Annotated in this window: 25 protein-coding genes; 14 read left to right on the forward strand and 11 right to left on the reverse strand. The window is 65.7% G+C overall.

Translation table 11 applies throughout. The features are described 5' to 3' along the window. Nucleotides 1–108 precede the first annotated feature (108 nt). Genes BJI69_RS07430 through BJI69_RS07450 form a run of 5 tightly spaced genes read right to left on the reverse strand, consistent with a single transcriptional unit; the run spans nucleotide 109 to nucleotide 3,285 of the window. A complete protein-coding gene (locus tag BJI69_RS07430; protein ID WP_046968099.1) occupies nucleotides 109–987 on the reverse strand; it encodes a tyrosine recombinase XerC in 879 nt (292 codons plus the stop codon). After that, nucleotides 984–1,670: a DUF484 family protein gene (locus BJI69_RS07435; protein ID WP_046968098.1), complete on the reverse strand. Its 687-nt coding sequence runs from the start codon at nucleotides 1,668–1,670 to the stop codon at nucleotides 984–986. The genes BJI69_RS07430 and BJI69_RS07435 overlap by 4 nt, the downstream gene beginning before the upstream one ends. A gap of 49 nt (nucleotides 1,671–1,719) precedes the next feature. Next, a complete protein-coding gene (gene dapF / locus BJI69_RS07440; RefSeq protein WP_046968097.1) occupies nucleotides 1,720–2,550 on the reverse strand; it encodes a diaminopimelate epimerase in 831 nt (276 codons plus the stop codon). 5 nt (nucleotides 2,551–2,555) lie between these two features. Beyond that, the gene (lptM, locus tag BJI69_RS07445; RefSeq protein ID WP_046968096.1) at nucleotides 2,556–2,771 is read right to left on the reverse strand and encodes an LPS translocon maturation chaperone LptM; all 216 of its coding nucleotides are present in this window, start codon (nucleotides 2,769–2,771) and stop codon (nucleotides 2,556–2,558) included. A 43-nt stretch (nucleotides 2,772–2,814) separates the two neighbouring features. Next, nucleotides 2,815–3,285 (reverse strand): GNAT family N-acetyltransferase, encoded by a 471-nt coding sequence (locus tag BJI69_RS07450; protein ID WP_046968095.1) that lies wholly within the window; start codon nucleotides 3,283–3,285, stop codon nucleotides 2,815–2,817. Nucleotides 3,286–3,528: 243 nt separating this feature from the next. On the opposite strand from BJI69_RS07450, the gene BJI69_RS07455 reads away from it, so the two are divergent. Further along, nucleotides 3,529–5,013 carry a RimK family protein gene (locus BJI69_RS07455; RefSeq protein ID WP_046968094.1) on the forward strand — a complete coding sequence of 495 codons (1,485 nt, stop codon included), beginning with the start codon at nucleotides 3,529–3,531 and terminating at the stop codon, nucleotides 5,011–5,013. A gap of 176 nt (nucleotides 5,014–5,189) precedes the next feature. On the opposite strand, the gene BJI69_RS07460 is transcribed toward BJI69_RS07455, so the two are convergent. Next, a complete protein-coding gene (locus BJI69_RS07460; protein WP_046968093.1) occupies nucleotides 5,190–5,408 on the reverse strand; it encodes a hypothetical protein in 219 nt (72 codons plus the stop codon). Nucleotides 5,409–5,515: 107 nt separating this feature from the next. On the opposite strand from BJI69_RS07460, the gene BJI69_RS07465 reads away from it, so the two are divergent. From BJI69_RS07465 to BJI69_RS07475, 3 genes are read left to right on the forward strand one after another with little or no spacing between them, the layout of a single operon-like run. Beyond that, nucleotides 5,516–6,064 (forward strand): lipocalin family protein, encoded by a 549-nt coding sequence (locus BJI69_RS07465; RefSeq protein ID WP_052767230.1) that lies wholly within the window; start codon nucleotides 5,516–5,518, stop codon nucleotides 6,062–6,064. 58 nt (nucleotides 6,065–6,122) lie between these two features. Then, on the forward strand, nucleotides 6,123–6,953 hold the full coding sequence (gene aroE / locus BJI69_RS07470; protein ID WP_046968092.1) for a shikimate dehydrogenase: 831 nt from the start codon (nucleotides 6,123–6,125) through the stop codon (nucleotides 6,951–6,953). 20 nt (nucleotides 6,954–6,973) lie between these two features. Beyond that, nucleotides 6,974–7,237, forward strand: a complete 264-nt coding sequence (locus BJI69_RS07475; RefSeq protein ID WP_046968091.1) for a YkgJ family cysteine cluster protein — start codon at nucleotides 6,974–6,976, stop codon at nucleotides 7,235–7,237. A 10-nt stretch (nucleotides 7,238–7,247) separates the two neighbouring features. Here BJI69_RS07475 and BJI69_RS07480 read toward each other — a convergent pair whose 3' ends face one another. Beyond that, entirely contained in the window at nucleotides 7,248–7,559 is a 312-nt protein-coding gene (locus BJI69_RS07480; RefSeq protein WP_125903007.1) for a hypothetical protein, read from the reverse strand. Nucleotides 7,560–7,611: 52 nt separating this feature from the next. After that, entirely contained in the window at nucleotides 7,612–8,226 is a 615-nt protein-coding gene (locus BJI69_RS07485; protein WP_046968089.1) for a LysE family translocator, read from the reverse strand. 243 nt (nucleotides 8,227–8,469) lie between these two features. Between BJI69_RS07485 and BJI69_RS07490 the strand changes: the two genes are divergently transcribed. After that, entirely contained in the window at nucleotides 8,470–10,773 is a 2,304-nt protein-coding gene (locus BJI69_RS07490; RefSeq protein ID WP_046968088.1) for a TonB-dependent receptor, read from the forward strand. A gap of 20 nt (nucleotides 10,774–10,793) precedes the next feature. Here the strand turns inward: BJI69_RS07490 and BJI69_RS07495 are convergent, their stop codons facing one another. Both BJI69_RS07495 and BJI69_RS07500 read right to left on the reverse strand, forming a co-directional pair. Continuing rightward, nucleotides 10,794–11,252, reverse strand: a complete 459-nt coding sequence (locus BJI69_RS07495) for a membrane protein (protein ID WP_046968087.1) — start codon at nucleotides 11,250–11,252, stop codon at nucleotides 10,794–10,796. Nucleotides 11,253–11,348: 96 nt separating this feature from the next. Then, nucleotides 11,349–11,540 carry a TetR family transcriptional regulator gene (locus tag BJI69_RS07500; RefSeq protein WP_211258515.1) on the reverse strand — a complete coding sequence of 64 codons (192 nt, stop codon included), beginning with the start codon at nucleotides 11,538–11,540 and terminating at the stop codon, nucleotides 11,349–11,351. A gap of 27 nt (nucleotides 11,541–11,567) precedes the next feature. Here BJI69_RS07500 and BJI69_RS07505 point away from each other — a divergent pair, with 27 nt between their 5' ends. The 9 genes from BJI69_RS07505 (at nucleotide 11,568) to BJI69_RS07545 (ending at nucleotide 18,677) form a co-directional block, all read left to right on the forward strand. Next, nucleotides 11,568–11,765, forward strand: a complete 198-nt coding sequence (locus BJI69_RS07505; RefSeq protein WP_046968085.1) for a darcynin family protein — start codon at nucleotides 11,568–11,570, stop codon at nucleotides 11,763–11,765. 156 nt (nucleotides 11,766–11,921) lie between these two features. Further along, nucleotides 11,922–12,455, forward strand: coding sequence for a hypothetical protein (locus BJI69_RS07510; protein WP_046968084.1), 534 nt, complete (start codon nucleotides 11,922–11,924; stop codon nucleotides 12,453–12,455). Between the two features lie 77 nt (nucleotides 12,456–12,532). Next, a complete protein-coding gene (locus BJI69_RS07515; protein ID WP_052767229.1) occupies nucleotides 12,533–12,841 on the forward strand; it encodes a hypothetical protein in 309 nt (102 codons plus the stop codon). Between the two features lie 40 nt (nucleotides 12,842–12,881). After that, nucleotides 12,882–13,415 (forward strand): gamma carbonic anhydrase family protein, encoded by a 534-nt coding sequence (locus BJI69_RS07520; protein ID WP_046968083.1) that lies wholly within the window; start codon nucleotides 12,882–12,884, stop codon nucleotides 13,413–13,415. Between the two features lie 48 nt (nucleotides 13,416–13,463). Further along, the gene (locus BJI69_RS07525) at nucleotides 13,464–15,512 is read left to right on the forward strand and encodes a M3 family metallopeptidase (RefSeq protein ID WP_046968082.1); all 2,049 of its coding nucleotides are present in this window, start codon (nucleotides 13,464–13,466) and stop codon (nucleotides 15,510–15,512) included. Nucleotides 15,513–15,561: 49 nt separating this feature from the next. After that, nucleotides 15,562–16,329, forward strand: a complete 768-nt coding sequence (gene xth, locus BJI69_RS07530; protein WP_046968081.1) for an exodeoxyribonuclease III — start codon at nucleotides 15,562–15,564, stop codon at nucleotides 16,327–16,329. Next, on the forward strand, nucleotides 16,326–16,997 hold the full coding sequence (locus tag BJI69_RS07535) for a YecA/YgfB family protein (RefSeq protein ID WP_046968080.1): 672 nt from the start codon (nucleotides 16,326–16,328) through the stop codon (nucleotides 16,995–16,997). The genes xth and BJI69_RS07535 overlap by 4 nt, the downstream gene beginning before the upstream one ends. 262 nt (nucleotides 16,998–17,259) lie before the next feature. Next, nucleotides 17,260–18,090, forward strand: a complete 831-nt coding sequence (locus BJI69_RS07540; RefSeq protein WP_046968079.1) for a pirin family protein — start codon at nucleotides 17,260–17,262, stop codon at nucleotides 18,088–18,090. A gap of 215 nt (nucleotides 18,091–18,305) precedes the next feature. After that, complete coding sequence (locus tag BJI69_RS07545; RefSeq protein WP_046968078.1) at nucleotides 18,306–18,677, forward strand: hypothetical protein; 372 nt, start codon at nucleotides 18,306–18,308, stop codon at nucleotides 18,675–18,677. A gap of 28 nt (nucleotides 18,678–18,705) precedes the next feature. Here the strand turns inward: BJI69_RS07545 and BJI69_RS07550 are convergent, their stop codons facing one another. After that, on the reverse strand, nucleotides 18,706–21,474 hold the full coding sequence (locus BJI69_RS07550) for a glycoside hydrolase family 15 protein (RefSeq protein WP_046968077.1): 2,769 nt from the start codon (nucleotides 21,472–21,474) through the stop codon (nucleotides 18,706–18,708). Between the last annotated feature and the right edge of the window lie 2 nt (nucleotides 21,475–21,476).

The raw sequence follows: 21,476 nt of genomic DNA on the forward strand, positions 1-21,476 counted from the left end.
CTCCCACCGAGCCGGCTTTGTAGTCGGGGGTGGGGCCAGGAACCTTGGGGGCGCTGCTGCGCAGCGGGTTTATTCATTATTCGCCGATGAATCGGCTCCCACATGTACCTATTTTCGCTTCGCTCTTGGATGCGAAGCATCATAGACCTTGGCCAGGTGCTGGAAATCGAGGTGGGTGTAAATCTGGGTCGTGGCGATGTCGGCGTGGCCGAGCAGTTCCTGCACCGAGCGCAAGTCGCCGGAGGACTCCAGCATGTGGCTGGCGAAGGTATGCCTGAGCATGTGGGGATGTACCCGCTTGGTCTGGCCGCTGGATAGCTTGGCCAGCCGCATCTGCACCGCACGGGCGCTGATCGGTGCCCCGCCGCGGCCCTTGAACACGGGCTGCTCCGGTCCCGCGCCGCCTAGCGCGGCGAGTGCCTTCAGGGCCGTGATGGCGAAGCGGCCGACCGGCAGGATGCGCGTCTTGCTGCCTTTGCCGAGCACGCGCACCTGACCGTCTTCCAGGTCGAGGTCGCCCCAGTGCAGGCCGGTGAGCTCGGACAGACGCAGGCCACTGGAATAGAACAGTTCCATCATCGCGGAGTCCCGCGGCGCCAGCGTCCCGCCGAGCGTGGTCTCGACCAGCTCCTTGGCCTCATCGGCGTCCAGCACCTGCGGCAGCTTGCGGCGCACCTTCGGCCCACGCACCGCCGCGGCCGGGTCGTGGGCCAGCTGGCCCTCCCGGGTGAGGTAACGGAACAGGGTGCGACAGGCCGAAAGCAGGCGCTGGATGCTGTTGGGCTGCAGGCCGCCTCGATGTTCGCGGGCGATCATTCCGCGTAGACGATCCGGACTGAGCGCATCGAAGCTCGCCAGTCCGTCGGCTTCCATGAAGCGGAGCAGCTTTTCCAGGTCGCGGCGATACGCCGCCAGCGTGTGGACCGACGGCGCACGTTCGGCAGCGAAGTGCCGAAGGAAGGCCTCGACGGCCTCGCGTGGACTCACGCCGCCTTCCGTGCCCGTTCGATTGCCGAGCCGACCGTGGTCGAAATCATGTCCAGGAACAGGGTGCCCATACCCGGATGGAAGCGGTCGGCGTCGGCGCTGCCGATCGCCAACAAGGCGTCGGGACCCACGCGCATCAGGGCCGCCGAACGGACATCCGGGGCTTCGTTGCCGAACAGACGGTGCAGCTTGTCCGGTGCGAGTCGGCCGGCAACGGGGTCGGCGTGCTCGAGAAACGAAGTGAACTCGGGCAAGCCCGAGCTGCCGCGCGGCTCGCGAAGCAGCCACGGCTCGTCGGGCAGGCCGGCAAGGTCGCCAAAGAAGACCAGGCGAATCCGCTCGGACTGGAAATCCTCGGTGAGGCGGCGGACCACGCTGCGCACGGTCTCTTCGATGTCCTTCGCGCTGAGCAAGGCCAGCATCAGCCCGTGGACACGGCGCATCAGCTTCTCGTTGTCCCCGGCGATCGAGGCGAGTTCCTTCAGCCGTGTCTCGAGCTCCGCATTCTTCTCACGCAGGCCGCGCAACTGGTGCACGGCGAGCGACGCCGCCGGGCCGTTGCTGCTTGGCAGGGTGAGCGCGTTGGCGAGCTCGGGGTAGTCGGCGAGGAAATCCGGGTGTCGCCGCAGGTAGGACGCCACGGTGGCTGGCTTGATGTCGCCGTCGATCGCGGTGTCGGTCATGGGGTTTGCTTCCTGTTTGTCGTCAGTGTGCCCCGTTCGCACGCGAACGTCACACTTCGCCTTCGAAAACAAAGGCGGCCGGGCCGGTCATCCACAGTGTGTGGCCAGGACCGTGCCATTCGATCGTCAAGGTGCCGCCCGGCAGTTCCACGTTCACCACCGGAGCAGCCATGCCGAGGGACTGGGCCACGGCGGCCGCGGCGCAGGCACCGGTGCCGCAGGCGCGGGTCCAACCGCTGCCGCGTTCATGCACGCGCAGACGGAGCCGGTCAGGCCCCAGGCGTTGAGCGAAGCCGACATTCACGCCGAGCGGGAAGGCCGGATGGGCCGTGAGCGCGGGGCCGAGCAGGTCGATACGTGGATCGGCGAGGTCGTCGTCGAACACGACAGCATGCGGATTGCCCATCGAGACGGCGCCGAAGGTGATCCGTTCGCCGACGACGTCGAGGGTATACGTGGCGGCCAGCGCGGACGCGGCGAATGGCAGCGAGGCCGGATCGAAATCGGGCTCGCCCATGTCGACCACGACGCGGCTCTCGTCGAGGACCCGCACCGTGACCGGGCCGGACGGGCTTTCCAGGCGAACGTCGGTGTCGCGCTCGATCACGCCGTCGCGGTACAGCCAGGCAGCGACGCAGCGAACGCCATTACCGCACTGGCCCGACGGCGAACCGTCCGCATTCCAGATGCCGTAATAGAACTCGCAGGACGGATCGCGTGCCGGCTCGATGCTGATCAGCTGGTCGAAGCCGATGCCGGTGTGGCGATCGGCCAGGGCCGCGATGCGGGCCGCGTTGGGCGTCCGCCCCGCGTCCTCGCGCCAGTCCACGATGACGAAGTCGTTGCCGATCCCATGCATCTTGGTAAAGCGATTGGGCATCGTCGTTACTGGTGAATGACGGAGTTGAACGGGGTGATGGTGCTGCTGGCCTTGGCCGGGCCTTCGACCGTCGAAGCGGTGGCCGGATGCGCCGCCTGCGGGCTGGCTGTCGTGCCGGGGGCCGGCGGCGGAGGCATGAACAAGTCGCCCTTCTGGCCGCAAGCGGAGAGCACGGCGGCAGCGGTAGCGGCGATGGCGAACGGCAGGATCAGTCGGCGCATGGGCGATTCCCCGTAAACGGCGGCCAGTATAGCCCTGCCGTGCTCAGAGCGGCTTTTCGAAGCGCAGGGCATCGGCGCCGTCGGCGTAGTAGCGCGCGTACTCGCCGATGATCCGGTAGCCACGGTGCTCATACAGGCGAATGGCCACGGCATTGTCCTTGCGCACCTCGAGTCGGAGCGCACGGCAGCCGCGCGAGCGCGCCGTCTCTTCCGAAGCCTCGATCAGCGCGGAGCCCACGCCCTTGCCCTGGGCCTGCGGCTTGGCGGCAATGGAATACAGGCGGGCGACCGTGCTGCCCTTACGGAAGAAGACGACCGCGGTGCCGAGGAAGCGGCGACGGTTGGCACTGGCAACGAGCACCAGGGCGCTCTCGCTGTCGAGGTGCTTGCGATACTGGGCACGGCTCAGTCGGTCCTGCGCGAAGCTCGATTCCTCGAGGGCGACCAGATCGTCGAGATCGCTGACCTCGGCGCGACGAACGCGAACCGCGGCGGTTACCGGGGGTGGACGCATGCGCTATGGAAACTCCGGCGCGAGGGGGATGACGGCTGCGGAGCCGGACGGGGAGAATCGGCAAGCGCGGCACTGTAGACCTCGTGCCCGGGCTGATCAATGACTTTTTCATGAACTCGTTTAAACGGGCTTCAGCGCTGGCGCTTGTGCGCCGTGGCGCCGGAGGACCACACTGCGCCACCGACGAAACGAACGGCTCCATGTGGGGTCGCAGTGCAGGTATTCGTCGTCTGTCGAGGTCTCATGAGCCGGCTCGTCATCGTCGTGGAAAAAGCCTCGGACTGGGGCTCCTACTACCCATCCACCGATGTCGTCAGCGCCATGGACTACCTCCGTGAGCCCGTCGGGAGCGACGACGAGCGCACGCACGTCGTCAATCTGTGCCGCAGCTACAAGTACCTGGGCACCGGTTACTACGTGTCCCTGCTGGCCGAAGCGCGCGGGCACAAGGTGATTCCGTCGGTGCGCACGGTGAACGACCTGCGCCGCCGCTCGCTCTACGGCCTGGATATCGACGACCTCAACCAGAAACTCGCCAACTTCCTGCCGGCGGGAGGTCGCGACACCACCGATTTCGGCGTGCTGGTCTACTTCGGCGAGACGGCCTACGAGGACCTGCAGGATCTTGCGAGGCAGATCTTCGAGATGTTCCCCTGCCCCCTGATGCGCATCGAATTCGAGCGCGATCGCGTGTGGCAGGTCTCGTCGATCAAGCCCGTCGGCCTGCATACGCTGGATGACGCCCAGGAAGATGCCTTTGCCCAGGCGCTGGACAAGTTTTCCCGCAAACTCTGGCGCAAGCCCAAGGCGCGCCGTCGTTTCCGTTACGACATCGCCATGCTGGTCGATCCGAACGAAAGCATGCCGCCGTCGAACAAGAAGGCGCTGAAGCACTTCATCGAAGCGGGCAAGCACCTGGGCATCGAGGTCGACCCGATCGGCAAGAACGATTATCAGCGCCTCGCCGAATACGACGGCCTGTTCATTCGTGAAACCACGGCCAGCGACAACCATACCTACCGTTTCGCGCATCGCGCGGAAAAGGAAGGCATGGTGGTGATGGACGACCCGACGTCGATCCTGCGCTGCACGAACAAGATCTTCCTTAACGACCTGATGGTCGCCCGCAAGCTCGCCACGCCGATCACCGAGATCATCTATCGCGACGACCCCAGGCGCGTTCGCGACCTGCCCGACCGCCTCGGCCTGCCCATCGTCCTGAAGATTCCCGATGGCTCGTTCTCGCGTGGTGTGGTCAAGGTAGAGACGCGCGAGGCGCTGGAAAAGGCAGCTGCCGAGCTGTTCTCGCACAGCGCGCTGCTGATCGCGCAGGAGTACCTCTATACCGAGTTCGACTGGCGCATCGGCGTACTCAACCATGAGCCGCTTTATGCCTGCCAGTACTACATGTCGCGCGGGCACTGGCAGATCTACAACCACGGCGCCAAGGGCACGGCCAAGTCCGGCGGTTTCCGCACGGTGCCGGTGCGCGAGGCGCCCGCCGAGGTCGTCAAGCTCGCGCTGAAGGCGACGCAGACCATCGGCGACGGCCTTTACGGCGTCGACCTCAAGCAGGTCGGCGACAAGCCGGTGGTGATCGAGGTCAACGACAACCCGTCGATCGATGCCGGCGTCGAGGATGGCTACCTCGGCGAAGACCTCTACCTGCGGATCATGCAGGAGTTCCTGCGCCGGCTGGAGCTGAAGCGCCTAGGTATCAACACCTGACGCCGAGGCTCTTTGTAGGAGCCGATTCATCGGCGATGCTTTTCCTTCCGGTGAGGCCTGAGGCAAGCAACCTAGGAGGAGCGCTGCTGCGCAGCGGGTTTATTTACCATTCGCCGATGAATCGGCTCCTACAGGCTTCGATTCGCCGATAAATCGGCTCCTACATGGAGCGCCGGTCAACGCCGGAACAGCGCAGCCAACAGGGAAAGCGGCAGGCCCGGCCTCATGGCCACCAGCACGCTCGCCGGCGCCAGCATCAGCCAGAACGCCGGCGTCCAGCCCAGCGATTCGCTATGCGCCGAGAGCGGTGTCACCAGCAGGACCAGGGTTCCGACCGCCAGCCAGCCGAGGGCGATCAGGGCGCGGAGGCGACGGGGCGAGAGCGTGTCGTTCATGGCGTAACTCCGGGACGGGGGTCGGTAGGGCTCAGGCTAGGCACCCCCCGTCTCAGGGATCGCGACCCGTTGACCCCACCGTGACACGGCGCCGCCCACGCTGGGCCATGACCCGACTCTCCCTGGCTCTCCTTCTCGCCGCCGGCATGGCGACCGCCGGCTGTGCCGCCGATGCCCCGCTGAAAACGGTGGGCCAGGTGGACCTGCCCCGTTACATGGGCACCTGGTACGTCATGGGGAACATCCCCAACTTTGCCGAACGCGGCAAGGTGGCCACGGCCGACGAATACACGCTCCGGCCCGATGGCCAGATCGACAATATCTACCACTACCGCAAGGGCTTCGATCAGCCGGCAAAGACCTGGCACGGCAAGGCCTGGCTCCCCGACCCCAAGGATGCCAGCCGCTGGAAGGTGCAGTTGCTCTGGCCCTTCCGCTCCGACTACATGATCCTCGCCCTTTCCGACGACTACCGCGTCAGCATGGTCGGCCTGCCGTCGCGCAAACTGCTCTGGATCATGTCGAAGGACCGTCGCATCGACGATGCCGTCTATCAGCGTCTGCTCGACGTGGCGCGTCAGCAGGGGTTCCCGGTCGAGCAGATGCGCCGGGTGCCGCAATCGCCCGACGAGGTCGGCAAGCCCGGTTACCCGTAGGCGGCGTTAGAATTGGCCTACCGGGCAGGTTCCGTCCGGCGTCGATCCAGGAGTGTCCATGAGCGCTGAAGCGCACCGTTTTGCCGTGTTCGGTCACCCGATCGCGCATTCGCTGTCCCCGCAGATCCACCAGGCCTTCGCCGACCAGCTCGGCATCCGTCTGAGCTACGAGACCATCGATGCCGCGCCGGATCAGTTCGAGCCGGCCGTGCGCCGCTTCTTCGCCGAAGGCGGCCTTGGTGCCAACGTCACCATGCCGCACAAAATCGCCGCGCTGAATGTCGCGGCCGAGCGCTCGGAAGCCGCGATTCGCGCGGGGGCCGCCAATACGCTCACGCCGCTGGTCGGCGGCAAGCTCCAGGCACACAACACCGATGGCAGCGGCTTCGTCCGTGACATCACCGAACGTCATTCGCTCGACCTGCGTGGGCACGACGCCCTCCTGCTCGGCGCCGGCGGCGCGGCACGTGCCGTTGCCTGGGCGCTGATGGACGCGGGCGTCCAGACCCTGACCATCGTCAACCGCAGCCCCGATCGCGCCGACGAGTTGGCCGACGCCATCGGCGAGCCGGCCCGTTGCCATACCCGTTACTGGGACGACCTGGAAGGCAAGTGCTTCGACCTGGTCGTCAACGCCACGTCGATTGGTGTCATCGGCGGCAGCTTCGACCTGCCGATGTCGATCCTGCAGGATCACAGCACCTGCTACGACCTCTGCTACGGCGCCGCCGCCGCGGACTTCAAGGGCTGGGCCACAGCCGCAGGCACGCGCTATTTCCGCGACGGCCTGGGCATGCTCGTCGAGCAGGCCGCGGATGCGTTCGAGCGCTGGCATGGTCAGCGACCGGATACGGATCCTGTCTATAACCTTCTGCGCCAGCGATACTGATCTCACGCCGGAACATCAGCATGTCGTTGTCCTGCCGCATGGGCTGCGGTGCCTGCTGCATCGCGCCCTCCATCAGCTCGCCGATCCCCGGCATGCCTCACGGTAAGCCGGCCGGTGTGCGTTGCGTGCAGCTGACCGACGACAATCGCTGCGCCATCTTCGGCCGGCCTGAACGGCCGAAGGTCTGCGGTGGACTGCGGCCCGACGAAGAGATGTGTGGCCCGGATCGCGACTACGCGATGCACTTCATCGCCGGGCTGGAACGGGCCACGGCGGCGCTTTGACTTCCGCGGTTCAGGGCAGCGCGGCGACGGGCTGTTCCGGACAGGCGTAGGTCGCCTGGTACTCATAGACCGTTTTTGGCGTGGTCTGCGCGTCGGCAGGAACCTGTTTCGCCAGGACCAGGCGGATCGTATCCACGGTCGGCGTGTTGCAACGCTTGCGAGCCATGGCGATGCAGGGCTGGTCGGTGATCGCCTCCGTCTGGCAGGAAACGGCGATCGGGGCGACTGTCGGGATGACGGCGACTTCCGCGGGCGCGGTGACGCATCCCGCCAGCGCCAGGACCGCCGCGGCGGGCCCCATGAGTTGGATTGTGAGACGCATCGGAACCTCCTGCTCTTGCCCGAGCTCAGGCTGGCCGTATGACCGGTGTTTTTCAGCGAACCAGTTGGCGAATTCCCAGCGCGACGATCACGCCACCACAGAAGCGATCGATCCAGGCCTTTCCACGCCGATAACGTGTCGCCACGCTCGGCGTGGCGAACACGATGGCCACGATGCCGTACCAGGCCGAGGCCACGATCGCCACGGTGGCGAGCATGCCGAGAAAGGTGGGCATCGAGACATGCCTGGGTGCGGCTGCGGCGAACACGGCCGCAAAAAAGGCTATCGACTTCGGGTTGGCGATATTCGTGGCGACGCCGGTGCGGAACGCCTGCCCAAGGCTCCGCCCGCTGGCCGGCGGCAGACTCGTGCCCGCATTCCCCGCCTTGAGGATCAGGCGACCGCCGAACCAGACCAGATACGCCGCACCCGTGATCTTCACGGCCAGCGCGATCCACGGGAATGTCGCGAAGACGATGCCGACGCCCAGGATGGAACAACTCGCCCAGAACAGGTTCACCACCGCGACGCCGGCGACCAGGGCCAGCGCCTCGCGGGTGGTGGTCGAGGCGGCCTTGTGCGCCACGGCGACGAAATTCGGGCCGGGGATGATCACGCCGACGACGTAGACGGAAAGGACGGTGGTGACGGCGGTCCAGTCGATCATGAGGGCCCGGTGCGCAATGACGAATGACGTTCGACTGTAGCGCGTTTCGGGAAGCGTCACAGCTTACGGACGTCCAGAAGTCCGAAACCCACTTGGATGAAAACCGCGCCTTGGACAAAACCAGCGCGAAGATAACGGGATCACGCTTTGATCCACCGTCAACCAGCCGTCATCTGCAAGTAAACGGCGATACATGCGCAGCCGCGACTCTCTCTGGTTTTACACCTCCAGGGGATCGACCCGATGACGTTCGCACGTGCTTCGCTCCGTCGCACCGCCCTCGCCACCGCACTTGCACTGTCGCTGCATGCCGGTTTCGTCCACGCCGCCGATGACGACAAGGCCGCACCCGCCGCGGACAACGCCGCCGCGACCACCAAGGACGCGAAGCAGCTCGATGCCGTTTCCGTGATCGCGCCAGGTGAAACGCGACAGATCCAGAGCATCGGTGTCGAGGAGATCACCAAACAGCAGACGCCCGGCACCAGCGCATTGAAAGCGCTCGACAAGTTGCCAGGCGTGCAGTTCCAGTCCGCCGATCCCTGGGGCGCCTACGAGTGGTCGACCCAGATCACGCTGCATGGCTTCGACCAGTCGCGCCTGGGCTTCACGCTGGACGGCATTCCCCTCGGCACGATGGGCTATGGCGTGACCGACGGCCTGCAGGTGACGCGCGCCATCACCACCGAAAACCTTGCGACGGTCGAACTAGCCCAGGGCGCGGGTGCGCTCGGTACGGCCTCGAACACCAATCTCGGCGGCACGGTGCAGTTCTACTCGGCCGATCCGGACATGAAGCCCGGCGTTCGCCTGAACCAGGTGATCGGCTCGGATTCGACCCATCGCACGTTCGCGCGCGTCGATTCGGGCGATTACCACGGCTTCTCGATGTACGTGTCGTTCGCCAACGCCGACACGGACAAGTGGAAGGGCTACGGCGACCAGAAGTCGAACCAGGCGAACCTGAAAGCCTTGTATCAGTGGGGCGACGGCAACCGTATCAGCCTGTTTGTCGACAGCAGCAAGCGCAAGGAATACGACTACATGGACCTGTCCCTGACCAGCCAGCGCGCGCTGGGCTGGAACTGGGACTATCTGCAGCCGGACTGGAACTCGGCCGTGCAGATCGCCAACGCGCTCAATGGCAAGGGACAATACCCGGCATCGCTCAATGGCCTGCCGGCCGACTACGACAAGGGCGACGCGACGTACTACGCGGGCGGCGGTATTCGTCGTGACACCCTGACCGGCCTGTCCGGCTCGTTCAACCTCGGCGGCGCGACGCTCGACACGACCGGTTATTACCACGCGGATCGCGGTGAAGGTCAGTGGGCTACGCCCTACCAGGCTTCGTCGCCGACCGTTCCGATTTCGATGCGCACCACGGACTACGGCCTGGATCGCTACGGCATCACCTCGGCGCTCAAGTTCAGCGTTGGCAACAACGATATCGAGGTGGGCATCTGGGGCGAGGACTCCAACACCAACCAGGAGCGCAACTACTTCACCCTGAGCGGCCAGTACACGGCGCTGTACACGGTCTACAACGACCAGGATCCGTTCCTGCGCGCCTTCCTGCAGCATTATGAAACCAAGACGCGGATGGGCTACGCCGAGGACACCATCCATCTCCTCGACGACCAGCTGACGATCAACTTTGGTGCGAAGTCGCTGCGCGTCACCACGGACGCGACCTCGCTGGTGCCGACGACGGCCTTTGCGCAGGGCCAGATGCGTGCGAAGAAGGGCTTCCTGCCGCAGGCCGGCGTCGACTACAAGCTCGACGCCAACCAGGATATCTACGCCTCCTACGCGAAGAACATCTCCGCCTTCGGCATCACACCGTTCAGCACATCGCAGGCCGCGTTCGATGCGGCGAAGGACCACCTCAAGCCGGAAGAATCACAGACCTGGCAGACGGGTTATCGCGCCCATGGCGAAACCTTCGAGGCTTCGCTGGGCCTGTTCTACACGCGCTTCGAAAACCGCCTGCTGGCGACGACGCCGTGCCCGGCGGTGGTCACCTGCGCCGCGTCGCTGAACAACGTGGGCGATGTGAAGAGTCGCGGCGCGGACGTCGCCTTCCTCTGGAAGCCGGTGCAGGGCCTGAGCTGGCTCAACTCATTCTCGTACAACAACTCCAAGTACCAGGACGACTACCAGAACTCGGGCACCGTCCACACGGCGGGCAAGTACGTGGTCGGCGTGCCGAAGACGATGTTCTCCAGCTCGGTGAGCTACGAGATCGCGGGCTGGCGCGCGAACGTCGAAGGCAAGTACACCGGCCGCCGCTACATCACCTACACCGACGATTCGTCCGTGCCGTCGTATTGGGTGGTCGATGCCGGTCTCGCCTACGACATCGGCAACCTGTCGGTGCTCAAGGAGATGAGCATCGGTTTCAACGTGACCAACCTGCTCGACAAGCGCTACTTCGCTTCGACCGGCACGAACGGCTACGTCGCCTCCGATCCGGACGGCTACAACCAGACCCTGATGGCCGGTGCGCCGCGCCAGTACTTCGTGAACCTCAACGCGAAGTTCTGACCGCGACGCAACCGCGGTAATCAGGCCAGGAAGACGACCAGGGCCGCGAGAGCGATCGCCACGACGTCTTCGACGATGGCGGCGGGGCGGTCGCTGCGGAAGGCAGCGGCCATCTTCGTGCGGGCCGCCGAGCCGCCATACGTGCCAAGGACGGCACCGATGGCACCGGCGACCAGGCCGATGACCAGGGCATCGTGAGCGGCGCCGATGCAGGCGCCGGACAGGGCGCCGGTCACGATACGGGTGCCGAACTGGACGGGAATCTTGCGGCTCGGCGTGGACGGCAGCTGGTCGGTGATCAGTTCGCCGAGCGCGGCGATGCCGAAGATCCAGGGCGTCCAGGCGTAGCCCATGAAGGCGAGGGGCGTGCCCGCGAGTGCGAGGCCGCCGAAACGGGCGGCGAAGGCGACGGCGGCCGGAGCCATCATCGCGCGGAGGCCGGCAACGACGCCGATGAGCAGAGCAAGGACGAAGATCATGGAGGCGTTCCTTTCCCGGGCAGTGGGCACATCTAAACGTGGCCGGACGCCTGTGGCTTGCCCAAATCTAGCGCGGCGACACGGCCGTCGGGGACGTCAGCCGCCCAGGTAGCCGCTCACGGCCTTCATCACCCGTGTCTCCAGTGCCTGCGCGTCGGTATCGCCGCGCTGTCCGGCGGCGTCCACGACGGCGCGCTGGTAGAGCGATCCGATGCTCACTCCGGCGCGCTCGGCGACCGCATTGGTGGTGTAACCGGCACTGCCCTCGCGCTCCAGAATGTGAGGCACATCCCATGACATCACACAGGAAAGCCCATGAACAGCACTCGCGGCACCTTCCCGCTCACCGTTTTCATGCTGGTCAAGACCCAGCCCGAATGGCTCGGTATGTCGCCCGACGAGCGCCTCGGGCACCTGAAGCACGTGTTCCAGCCGATCATCGATGCGCATCGCGAGACCGTGCGCTTTCGCTTTTTCCCTGCCGGGTGTCGAGAATGCCTACGTGGGGCATGACGGTCGCGAGCCGCTCGCGGCATGAGCCGTAATCCTGTGTCCATGATCTGACCGGCCGCAACGTGACTGCAACAATCCGCCGCCAAGATGACAAGCCCGCTGGGGTCGTCCAACAGGGGGACGGCCTGGTTGCGGGTGCGCCACGGAACCACCCCCATGTCCCAGACACTTACCGCGGCGTTTCCCCGACGCACGGTTCTCGCTATTGCCGTTGGTGTGGTCGCGCTCGCGGTCATCGTCGGCCTCGTCGCGTTTCGCGGCCATCAGGCGACGTCATCCACAGACGCCTCGGGCGCCGTGAGCAGCGATGCCGGCGCTTCGTCGGGCGCCGCGCCGGAAATCGACATTCTTCTCGGCTTGGCGCGCGATGCCACAAAGGAAGGCCGCCTCGTCGCGCCTCAGGGTAACAACGCCTACGAGTACTACCTCAGCGTCAGTCAGCTGGATCCGAAGAACGCCACGGCACAGGATGCGCTTCGCGAAACGTTGCCGTTCGCCTCGCAGGAAATCGAACGGCAGATCAACCGTCGCGAACTCGAAGAGGCGCGTCGTGAGATCGCGCTGTTGCGCGATTACGATCCGACCAACTACACGCTGATCATCCTGGGCGCGAAGCTCGACGCCCAGCAGCGCGTCGTCACCGCCGAGGACGAGGCGAAGGCTGACGCAATTCGTCGGCGAAACGGTTAGGCGAAGACACGATCCGTTCATGATCCGGCCCTGGAGGCCACGGCATAATTGAGGCTCCCTCAGGCAAGGAGCCTCCCATGCATCGTCTCGCCGTCCTCTTCTTTACCGCCGTGCTCGGCGCCGCCGCCCTCGTGGCATGTCAGTCCGCTCCGCAGACCGTGCCCGCTGCCCAGCCCAAGCCGGTCGCCGGGTTCGTCACCGATCTGAAGGCCTTCGATGCCTTTATCGCCACGAAGCCCACGCCCGCCCAGTTCCACGCCGCCTATCCGGACGTCGTGCTGGTCACGCCGGACATGATGACCACCCGGGAAATGCGCCAGAACAACAGCCGCTACTTCCCGAAGCTCGATGCCGAGGGTCGCATCGTGGGTGGCTCGTTCATGTAACGCCCACGGTAGGCATGGCGCGTCCGACTAGAATGGCGCCATGCCTACCTCGATCCGGCCCTTCAAGGGCATCCACCCCCGCCTCGGCGCGCGGGTTTACGTCGACCCCGCGGCCACCGTCATCGGTGACGTGGAGCTGGGCGACGACGCCTCCATCTGGCCTGGCGCCGTCGCCCGGGGCGATGTCCATCACATCCGCATCGGCGCCCGCAGCAACCTGCAGGATGGCGCGATCATCCACGTCACCCACGACGGGCCGTACTCGCCCGGTGGCTTCCCGACGATCATCGGCGAAGACGTGACCATCGGTCACGGCGCCGTGATCCACGCCTGCACCATCGAGGACGGCTGCCTCATCGGCATGCATGCCACCGTGCTGGATGGCGCGGTCATCCGGAAAAATGGCTTCGTCGGCGCGGGGGCGGTGGTTCCGCCCGGAAAGATCGTCGGCGAGCGGGAGCTCTGGCTAGGCAATCCGGCGAAGATGGTCAGGGTGCTCAGCGAGGCTCAGGTGGCCCAGCTTTATTACTCGGCGGCCAACTATGTGCGCCTGAAAGACGACTATCTGGCTTGATTTGGCTGGGCCGCAACACCACGCTGGACGCCTGACAGGAGATCACCGATGGACAGCAGCACCAACCCCCTTCTGGACCCGAACGGCCTGCCGGCCTTCTCGGCGATCCGCCCGGAACACATCGAGCCGGCGATCGACAGCCTGATCGCCGAGCAGCGCGTCGCCCTCGACCGGATCGCCGCCGCCGATGCCGTGCGCGATTTCGACCATGTTCTGCTGGCGCAGGAGCGGCTGGATCAGGTGCTCTCCCGGGCGTGGTCGCCGGTCAGTCACCTGCATTCGGTGGCCGACTCCGAGGCCCTGCGCAAAGCGCACGGCGCGGCGGAAGAAAAGCTTACCGATCATGGGATTGAAGTCGGCCAGAACCGCGATCTGTACGCCGCCGTGCAGGCCGTGGCGGATCGCAGCGACTTTGCCGACCTGCCCGTCGCAGCCCGGGCAGCCGTCGAGCACGCCCTGCGTGATTTCCGCCTGTCTGGGGTCGCCCTGGAAGAGCCTGCGCGCAGCCGTTTTCGCGAGATCGGGGTCGAGCTGTCCAAGCTGACCACCGAGTTCTCCAACGCGGTGCTCGACGCCAGCGAGGCCTGGCGCAAGCACATCACCGACGAGCGCGACCTCGCCGGGATCCCCGCTTCCGGCCGCGCCGTGCTGCGCGAATACGCCCGCGAGGAATCGCTGGACGGTTACCTGGTGACCCTGAAGCAGCCCAGCGTCCAGGCCGTGCTGACCTACGCGGAGAATCGCGATCTGCGTGAGGCGGTGTACTACGCCTACCAGACCCGCGCCTCCGACCAGGGTCCGGACAAGGGCAAGTTCGACAACTCCGAACGCATCGAGAAAATCGTGGCCTTGCGCCACGAGGCGGCCCAGTTGCTCGGCTTCGCCAATGCCGCCGAGGAGTCCCTGGCGACCAAGATGGCCACCTCGCCCGATATCGTGCTCGCCTTTCTCCATGACCTGGCGGCCCGGGCCAAGCCGGTGGCGAAGAAGGAACTGGAAGAACTGCGCCGCTTCGCCTCGGACGAACTGAAGCTGGACAACCTCGAACCCTGGGATGTCGGTTTCGCCTCCGAGCGTCTGCGTCAGCAGCGCTATGCGCTGGACGAGGAGCAGATCAAGCCGTACTTCCCGGCGTCTGGCGCCATTGATGGCCTTTTCGCCGTGGTCGAACGCCTGTACGGCGTCCGTTTCGCTGCTCGCGACGACGTCGACACCTGGCACAAGGACGTCCGCTACTACGACGTCATGAATGCGGACGGTTCGATTTTCGCCGGCGCCTACCTGGATCTCTACGCACGCTCGGGCAAGCGTGGCGGCGCCTGGATGGATACCTGCGAGTCGCGCTTCCGCGACGGGGAGCATTTCCAGCTGCCCATTGTTTTCCTGACCTGCAACTTCCCGCCGCCGACAGATGGCGCCCCCGCGCTGCTGACCCACGACGACCTGCTCACCCTCTTCCACGAATTCGGCCACGGCCTGCATCACATGTTGACCGAGGTCGATATTCCGTCGGTCGGCGGCATCGATGGCGTCGAATGGGACGCCGTGGAATTGCCCAGTCAGTTCATGGAGAACTTCGCCTGGGATCGCGAGGCGCTCCGCCTGTTCGCGAAGCACTACGAGACGGGCGAACCGTTGCCCGACGATCTGTACCAGCGAATGCTGGATGCGCGTCATTTCCACGCCGGTCTGTTCCTCGTCCGCCAGCTGGAGTTCGCCCTTTTCGACTTCCGCCTGCACCTGGAGTACGACCCCGCCCAGGGTGCGCGCCCGCTCGACGTGCTCGAGCAAGTTCGGCACGAAGTGGCCGTCATGCACCCGCCGGCCTGGCAGCGTTTCCCGCACGCCTTCACCCACATTTTCGCGGGTGGTTACTCGGCTGGCTACTACAGCTATTTGTGGGCCGAGGTCCTGTCGGCCGACGCGTTCGAGCCGTTCGAGCAAGCCGGCGTGCTGGACCGCGCAACCGGCCAGCGCTTCCGCGAGGAAATTCTCGCCGTGGGCGCGACACGGCCGGCGCTGGTTTCGTTCAAGGCCTTCCGCGGCCGCGAGCCGCAACCGGATGCCCTGCTGAAGAGCTACGGCCTGGTCGTCTGAGGTACCGGCCGCGCGGACCGTCGCGCGGCCGTTCCTTTACAATGGCGCCATGAAGATCGCGTCGTGGAACGTCAATTCGCTGAAGGTCCGTCTGCCCCATCTCCAGCAGTGGCTGGGTGAGGCGCAGCCGGACATCATCGCGCTGCAGGAAACCAAGCTCACCGACGACAAGTTCCCCGTCGACGAGATCGCGGCCATGGGCTACAAGGCCGTGTTCTCCGGGCAGAAGACCTACAACGGTGTGGCCATCCTCGCTCGCAACGAACTGACGGATGTCGTCACCGATATTGAAGGCCTGGACGACCCCCAACGTCGCATCCTCGCCGCCACCGTTGGCGACATCCGCGTGGTCAATCTCTACGTGGTCAACGGCAAGGCCCTGGGCGACGAGAAGTACACCTACAAACTGCACTGGCTGGCGAAGGTCCGCGACTTCCTCCAGGAACAGGCCACGAAATATCCCAGGCTGGTCGTGCTCGGGGACTTCAACATCTGCCGCGACGATCGCGATGTCTACGATCCCGTGGCCTGGGGTGAAGACATTTTCTGCTCGCCGCCGGAGCGCGCCGCGCTGCAGGCGCTGTTCGATATCGGCCTTCATGACAGCTTCCGCCTGTTCAACGAGGAAGCCGGTCTCTTCAGCTGGTGGGACTACCGCCAGGCCGGCTTCCGCCGCAACATGGGCCTGCGGATCGACCTCATCTTGATCAGCGATGCGCTCAAATCGTCGGCAACCTCGTCGATCATCGACAAGGCCCCGCGCAAGTGGGAGCAACCGTCCGACCATGCGCCCGTCGCGCTGGAGTTGATGCTTTGAACACACCCAAGTCCGAATGGCCCAGCTCGCTGGATGACGCCGAGCTCGAAGTCCTCGATACCTATCTTCGTGCGCACGGTGGCGACGGCGACCTGATGCTCGACGGCTTGCATGGCCTGCTCTCGGCGATCGCCATCGGGCCGCTCGAGGTGAAGCCGGAAGAGTGGTTGCACGAGATCCTGCACGACGCGTTCGAAGACGAAGACGAGGGCAACCGGCTGCTTGCCTTGTTGGCCAAGCTCAACGATTCGATCAGCGCGGAACTCGACGTGGACGCCTATGAGCCCATCCTCGGCGAGATCGACACCGAGGAGGGCCCGATGCTTTCCGCGGCCGGCTGGTGTGAAGGCTTCAGTCGCGGCATCGATATGCGTGCGCAGCTGTGGGAAAACCGGCTCGCCGAAGACCCCACGCTGATGCAGCTGCTCGGTCCGATCATGGCCCTGGCCGTCGATGAAGGCGTGCTCCAGGCCGATGCGGAGTTCGAGAAACTCACCGACGAGGAATACGACGAGTGCCTCGGCCAGCTGCCCGACGTGCTCAACGCGGTCGGTGAATACTGGCGCCAGAACGCCCCGACCGAGGACGAACTGGCGGCGATGACCCGCCCGCGCGTCGACGGCGATGAAGGCCCACCCCGCCAGCGCTCCGGCCACTGGGTGCACTGAGCCCGCACCTTGTGGGAGCCGATTTATTTGTCGGAGCCGATTCATCGGCGATGCTCTTCCTCCGGCGGGGGCCGAGGCTGGCAACCCGGGGGGACCGCTGCTGCGCAGCGGGTTTATTTACCATTCGCCGATGAATCGGCTCCCACGGGTTTCGATTCGCCGCTGAAGCGGCTCCCACAGGAACGCATCGTTCACCCTGTGCGTCTTGGCCCGGCTCGCGATTGGCGTCATCTTGGGTGGCATCTGCTACCGGAGAACCGTCATGACCCAACGAAGCATCGTCCGTCGCGTCCGCGGCATGGATACCGCCGACGGTGCCGGCGTGAAGCTCAAGCGTGTGATCGGCCAGCCTGCCCTCGACATGCTGGACCCCTTCCTGTTGCTGGACGAATTCCGCTCCGACCAGGCCGACGACTACATCGAAGGCTTTCCCGAGCATCCGCATCGCGGCTTCGAAACCGTGACCTACATGCTCGCCGGCCGCATGCAGCACGGCGACAACCATGGCAATCGGGGCGACCTGGGGCCCGGTAGCGTGCAGTGGATGACTGCTGGCCGGGGCATCCTGCATTCGGAAATGCCGCAGCAGGAAGAAGGCCTGATGTGGGGCTTCCAGCTCTGGGTGAACCTGCCGGCGACGGACAAGATGGTCGAACCGCGCTACCAGGACATCGCGCCATCCGATATTCCACGGGTGCAGCCGGCCGAGGGAGTGACGGTGCGCGTCATCGCCGGCGAACTGGCCGGTGCGAAGGGGCCGGTGTCGGCCGTGGCAACTGAACCGGTTTACCTCGATATCGCTCTCGATCCGGGCGCGCGCTTCGAACTCGACCTGCCTGAAGGGCACAGCGCCTTTGCGTATGTGTTCGACGGGACGAGCGCCACGGTCGCGGGTGAATCGTTGGCCCGCAGTGAGCTGGCGGTGCTGTCGAAGGGCGACACGGTGAGCTTCGCGGCCGACGCCGCCACACGCGTGCTGCTCGTCGCCGGGCGGCCGCTGGCGGAGCCGGTGGCCCGATATGGCCCGTTCGTGATGAACACCCCGGCGCAGATTCACGAGGCCATTGCGGATTTTCGCGCCGGCAAGTTCTGAGCCGCCGGTTGGCACTGCGGCGAGCGCTCATCGCCGATAAATCGGCTCCCACAACAGCGCGTTGCTGCTTCCTGTGGGAGCCGATTCATCGGCGAACCCGCGGCAGCGGGTCCGGTTACCTGAACAGGCAGACGAAGTTCCCCGTCCCATTTAAGTCCCGGACGGGGAAGGTTCCTTAGCATCGGCCCATCGGCTTCGCGAGGAATTCATTGACCATGCGCTTTCTGCTCACGGTGATACCCATTACGGCGGCTCTCATCATCGCGGCGTGTTCGCCGTCAGAGGGGCCTGCCCCAACGAGTCATCCGGCCGCGGGGACATCGACGGCGGCGACCGCGACGGCGACCCCGGCACCGGGCAAGACGGCGCCTGCCAACCCGGCGCTCGGTTCCCCGGAGTGGCTGGCCTGGGTCGACAAGACCCTCGCCATCAGCGACGACGGCCACGGGCCTAACCCGGGCACCGAGGCCTGGGACCAGGCGGTGAACACCAAGCTGGGCGAAGAGGCTCCGCAGGCGAAGCTGGGATCGGCCGAGTGGCAGCAGGCGGTGGATGCGCTGCTGCGGACGCGGGTGGCGACGCACTGACGGGCAGCGTTCGGGCCCCGTACGAGGGCTATAGCTTTACGCTGACGACCTTGGCGACCTTGGCGACCTTGGCGTCCTTGGCGTCCTTGGGGATTTTTACCTCGCCCGAAGGTAGCGAGAGGATCAGTCCGCCGGGTGGATGGATCGGCTGGGTCAGGGTCAGCGTGACGTTCCTGCCCTTCGCCGTCAGCGTGTACCCAAGACGGCCGTACGGCGTGCGCAGGTCGCGAACGGCGATACCCTCGCCTTCCAGCCACGCCGGTTGCACGCCAGCCGCCAGGACCATGCTGTTGTCCGAGGTGCGGTCGTACGCGAACAGATCGAGTGCCGAGCGGACAAAGTCCGAGGCAATCCACGCGTGGGGCATGTCGCCGACGAAGCGTGGCTTGCGCGGGTCGCGGCCGACGACCTCCGCCCACTGGTTCCACGCTGCCGGCCGGCGGTCGGCGAAGAAGAAGGCGATCAGGCCGTCGACGCGCTCCCGCCAGCCCAACCGTACGAAGGTCGCGATCGTGCGCACCTCATACGGCGTGTAGTCCTCCCAGGCCAGCGTGCCGTCGCGTCGCGCGACAAAAGCCTCCCAATACTTCTCGAACGTGCGCTCGAGGAGTGCCTTCGGCAGACGCGCCTGTTCGCCGCCCGGCGACAGTGCGATCGTGGTGGAGGTGGCGTCGAAGTCGCCGAGCTCGGCGGACCCGGGAAGGTAGTCGATGCCATGGGCTTTCACGGCCGCGTCGATGGAAGCGTGCAAATCGTCGCGGAACTGATCGCGTGACGCGATGTACACAGGCACTTTGTCCGAATGCCCGAGCGCCGAGGCGAGTTCGATCGCATCGTCGTAGCCCTTGAGTGCCCAGAAATCGTCCCAGTACGAATGCATCGGCTTGGTCGAATAGCCCTCGTGGCTGATCGACGCTGGCATCAGCCCATACAGCGCACGATCCGGACCCTGAAGCCGTGACGGCTGGCGCTCGCTGGCGCGCAGCGACTCCATGTAAGCCACGGCCTTTTCGACGTGTGGCCAGAGCGCGTCGACCGTCGCGCGGTCGTGCGTATAGCGCCAGATCTCGGCGACGCTGAAGATCAGCTCGCCGTGGCTGTCGTTCTCCGGCACGGGATCGGAACCGCGTGCATCGACGCAGCAAGGCACCTTGCCGCTGGAGAACTGATGCGGCGCGTACCAACGGATGAAATCCGCCGCCACGTCGTCGTGGCCGGTACGGAGCAAACCCTCGAGCATCATCGCGCCGTCGCGTACCCACGTTCGCGAGTACGAACGCGTACCGGGCTGCAACGCCGGCCCATCGCGCGAGATGAGGATCTGCGCGATACCGCTCTTCATCGTGTCGACGATCGGCTGCGCCGCCTCGGGCACCGTGATGCCGACGCGATCGAGTTTGTCGCGCCAGATCGCTGCGACGCTATCGGCCTGCGCGCTGAGCCACGCCCCCGCGTCGGCGGGCATGGCCATGATGTCGCCCTGCTTCACTGGCACGACCACGCCAAGATCCACATGACCCTTCGCCGGTACATGCAGGTCGTAGAGCAAGGCGCCTTGCGCAAAGCCCGCATCATCGTGAAGCGCACGAGCGGCCGGGCGCTCACCCGCATCCAGTCGCTCGCTCAGGGTCTTCGGCTGGTTGGCACTGGCGACGAACGCCGTGGTCGCTTGCAACGGCACGACCGACCGTTCCCCGTTGACGGTCAAGGCGCGGCCATCCCACGCCAGGTCGCGAATCGGGCTCGTGCCACCGGGCGCATTGAGGAACTGGGTCGGCGGATTGACCTGGAACGGTCGCGCCGCCAAAGCCAGCGTGACATCGCGCGCCGTGTCGCTGTCGTTCGCCACACGGTAGCTCACCACCAGATGCGACGCTCCTGCCGGCCCCTGCGCGAACGCGGTGGTCGTCAGCGTCAGCCCGTCGACAGCCCAGTGCACCGAAGGCATCGGAAGATAGCGCTCGCGCAGCGACTGCGTTGCGGCGACATCCGCCCAGGTGATCAGCTTGCGGTTTTCGATCAGGAACGGCTCGAGGGAGAAGCCGCCACGAACCACTTCCACCGCGCCATCTTCGGAGATCAAGGCCGAATCGCGACTGCCTCCGTCGACGCCGACGATCGTCCAGTAGGACTGCTCACCCGAGAAACCGCGCGGATACAGTCCGCGGCGCACCTGCTTCGCACGTGCCTCGAACACGGCATTCGGCGTTGGCGGTGGCACGGCTACCGCGGCCGGGCGCCGCGGCGTGAGGCGGAGATTGTCGAAGCACACCTCGCCACGGTTCGTGGCCTTCCCCGGTTGCGCCTCCGCATACACCACGAACTCGACATCGCGCGTATGGCGAAGCGTACGGTCCTTGACCGGACCCCAGGCGAACTCGACCTGGCGGCTCGTCGCTTCGACGCGCTTCCACGCGTCACCCGGGGCAAAGTGCGTCTGCTGGAACCACCAGACGTTGTCGCCGCTGTCGTCGATCAGCTTCAGCTGAAGCGTGTTCGGCGGCATCGCGCCGCGCACATCGAAGCTGAGCGCGAAGCCGTCCGGATAGTCGATCGGCAGTGTCTTGCGGATGGAGGCGGCACCGGACACGCCGTTGAAGTCGTAGGCAAGGCAGATCGCGTTGCCCGCACGTCCCGGCGCGGCACGCAGCGACGCCGACACATCGTCGGTATGGATCGCCGACCAGCCCGTCGTCGTATTGAAGTCGTCGAGGGTACGCGCCTTGTCCGCGGCAAACGCGGGCACGGCGAGAGACAGGCATGCGAGGGCCAGCGTGAGTGAAGCGAAACGCGACATAC

The organism is Luteibacter rhizovicinus DSM 16549 (assembly GCF_001887595.1).
GTDB classification, from domain to species: Bacteria; Pseudomonadota; Gammaproteobacteria; order Xanthomonadales; family Rhodanobacteraceae; genus Luteibacter; species Luteibacter rhizovicinus.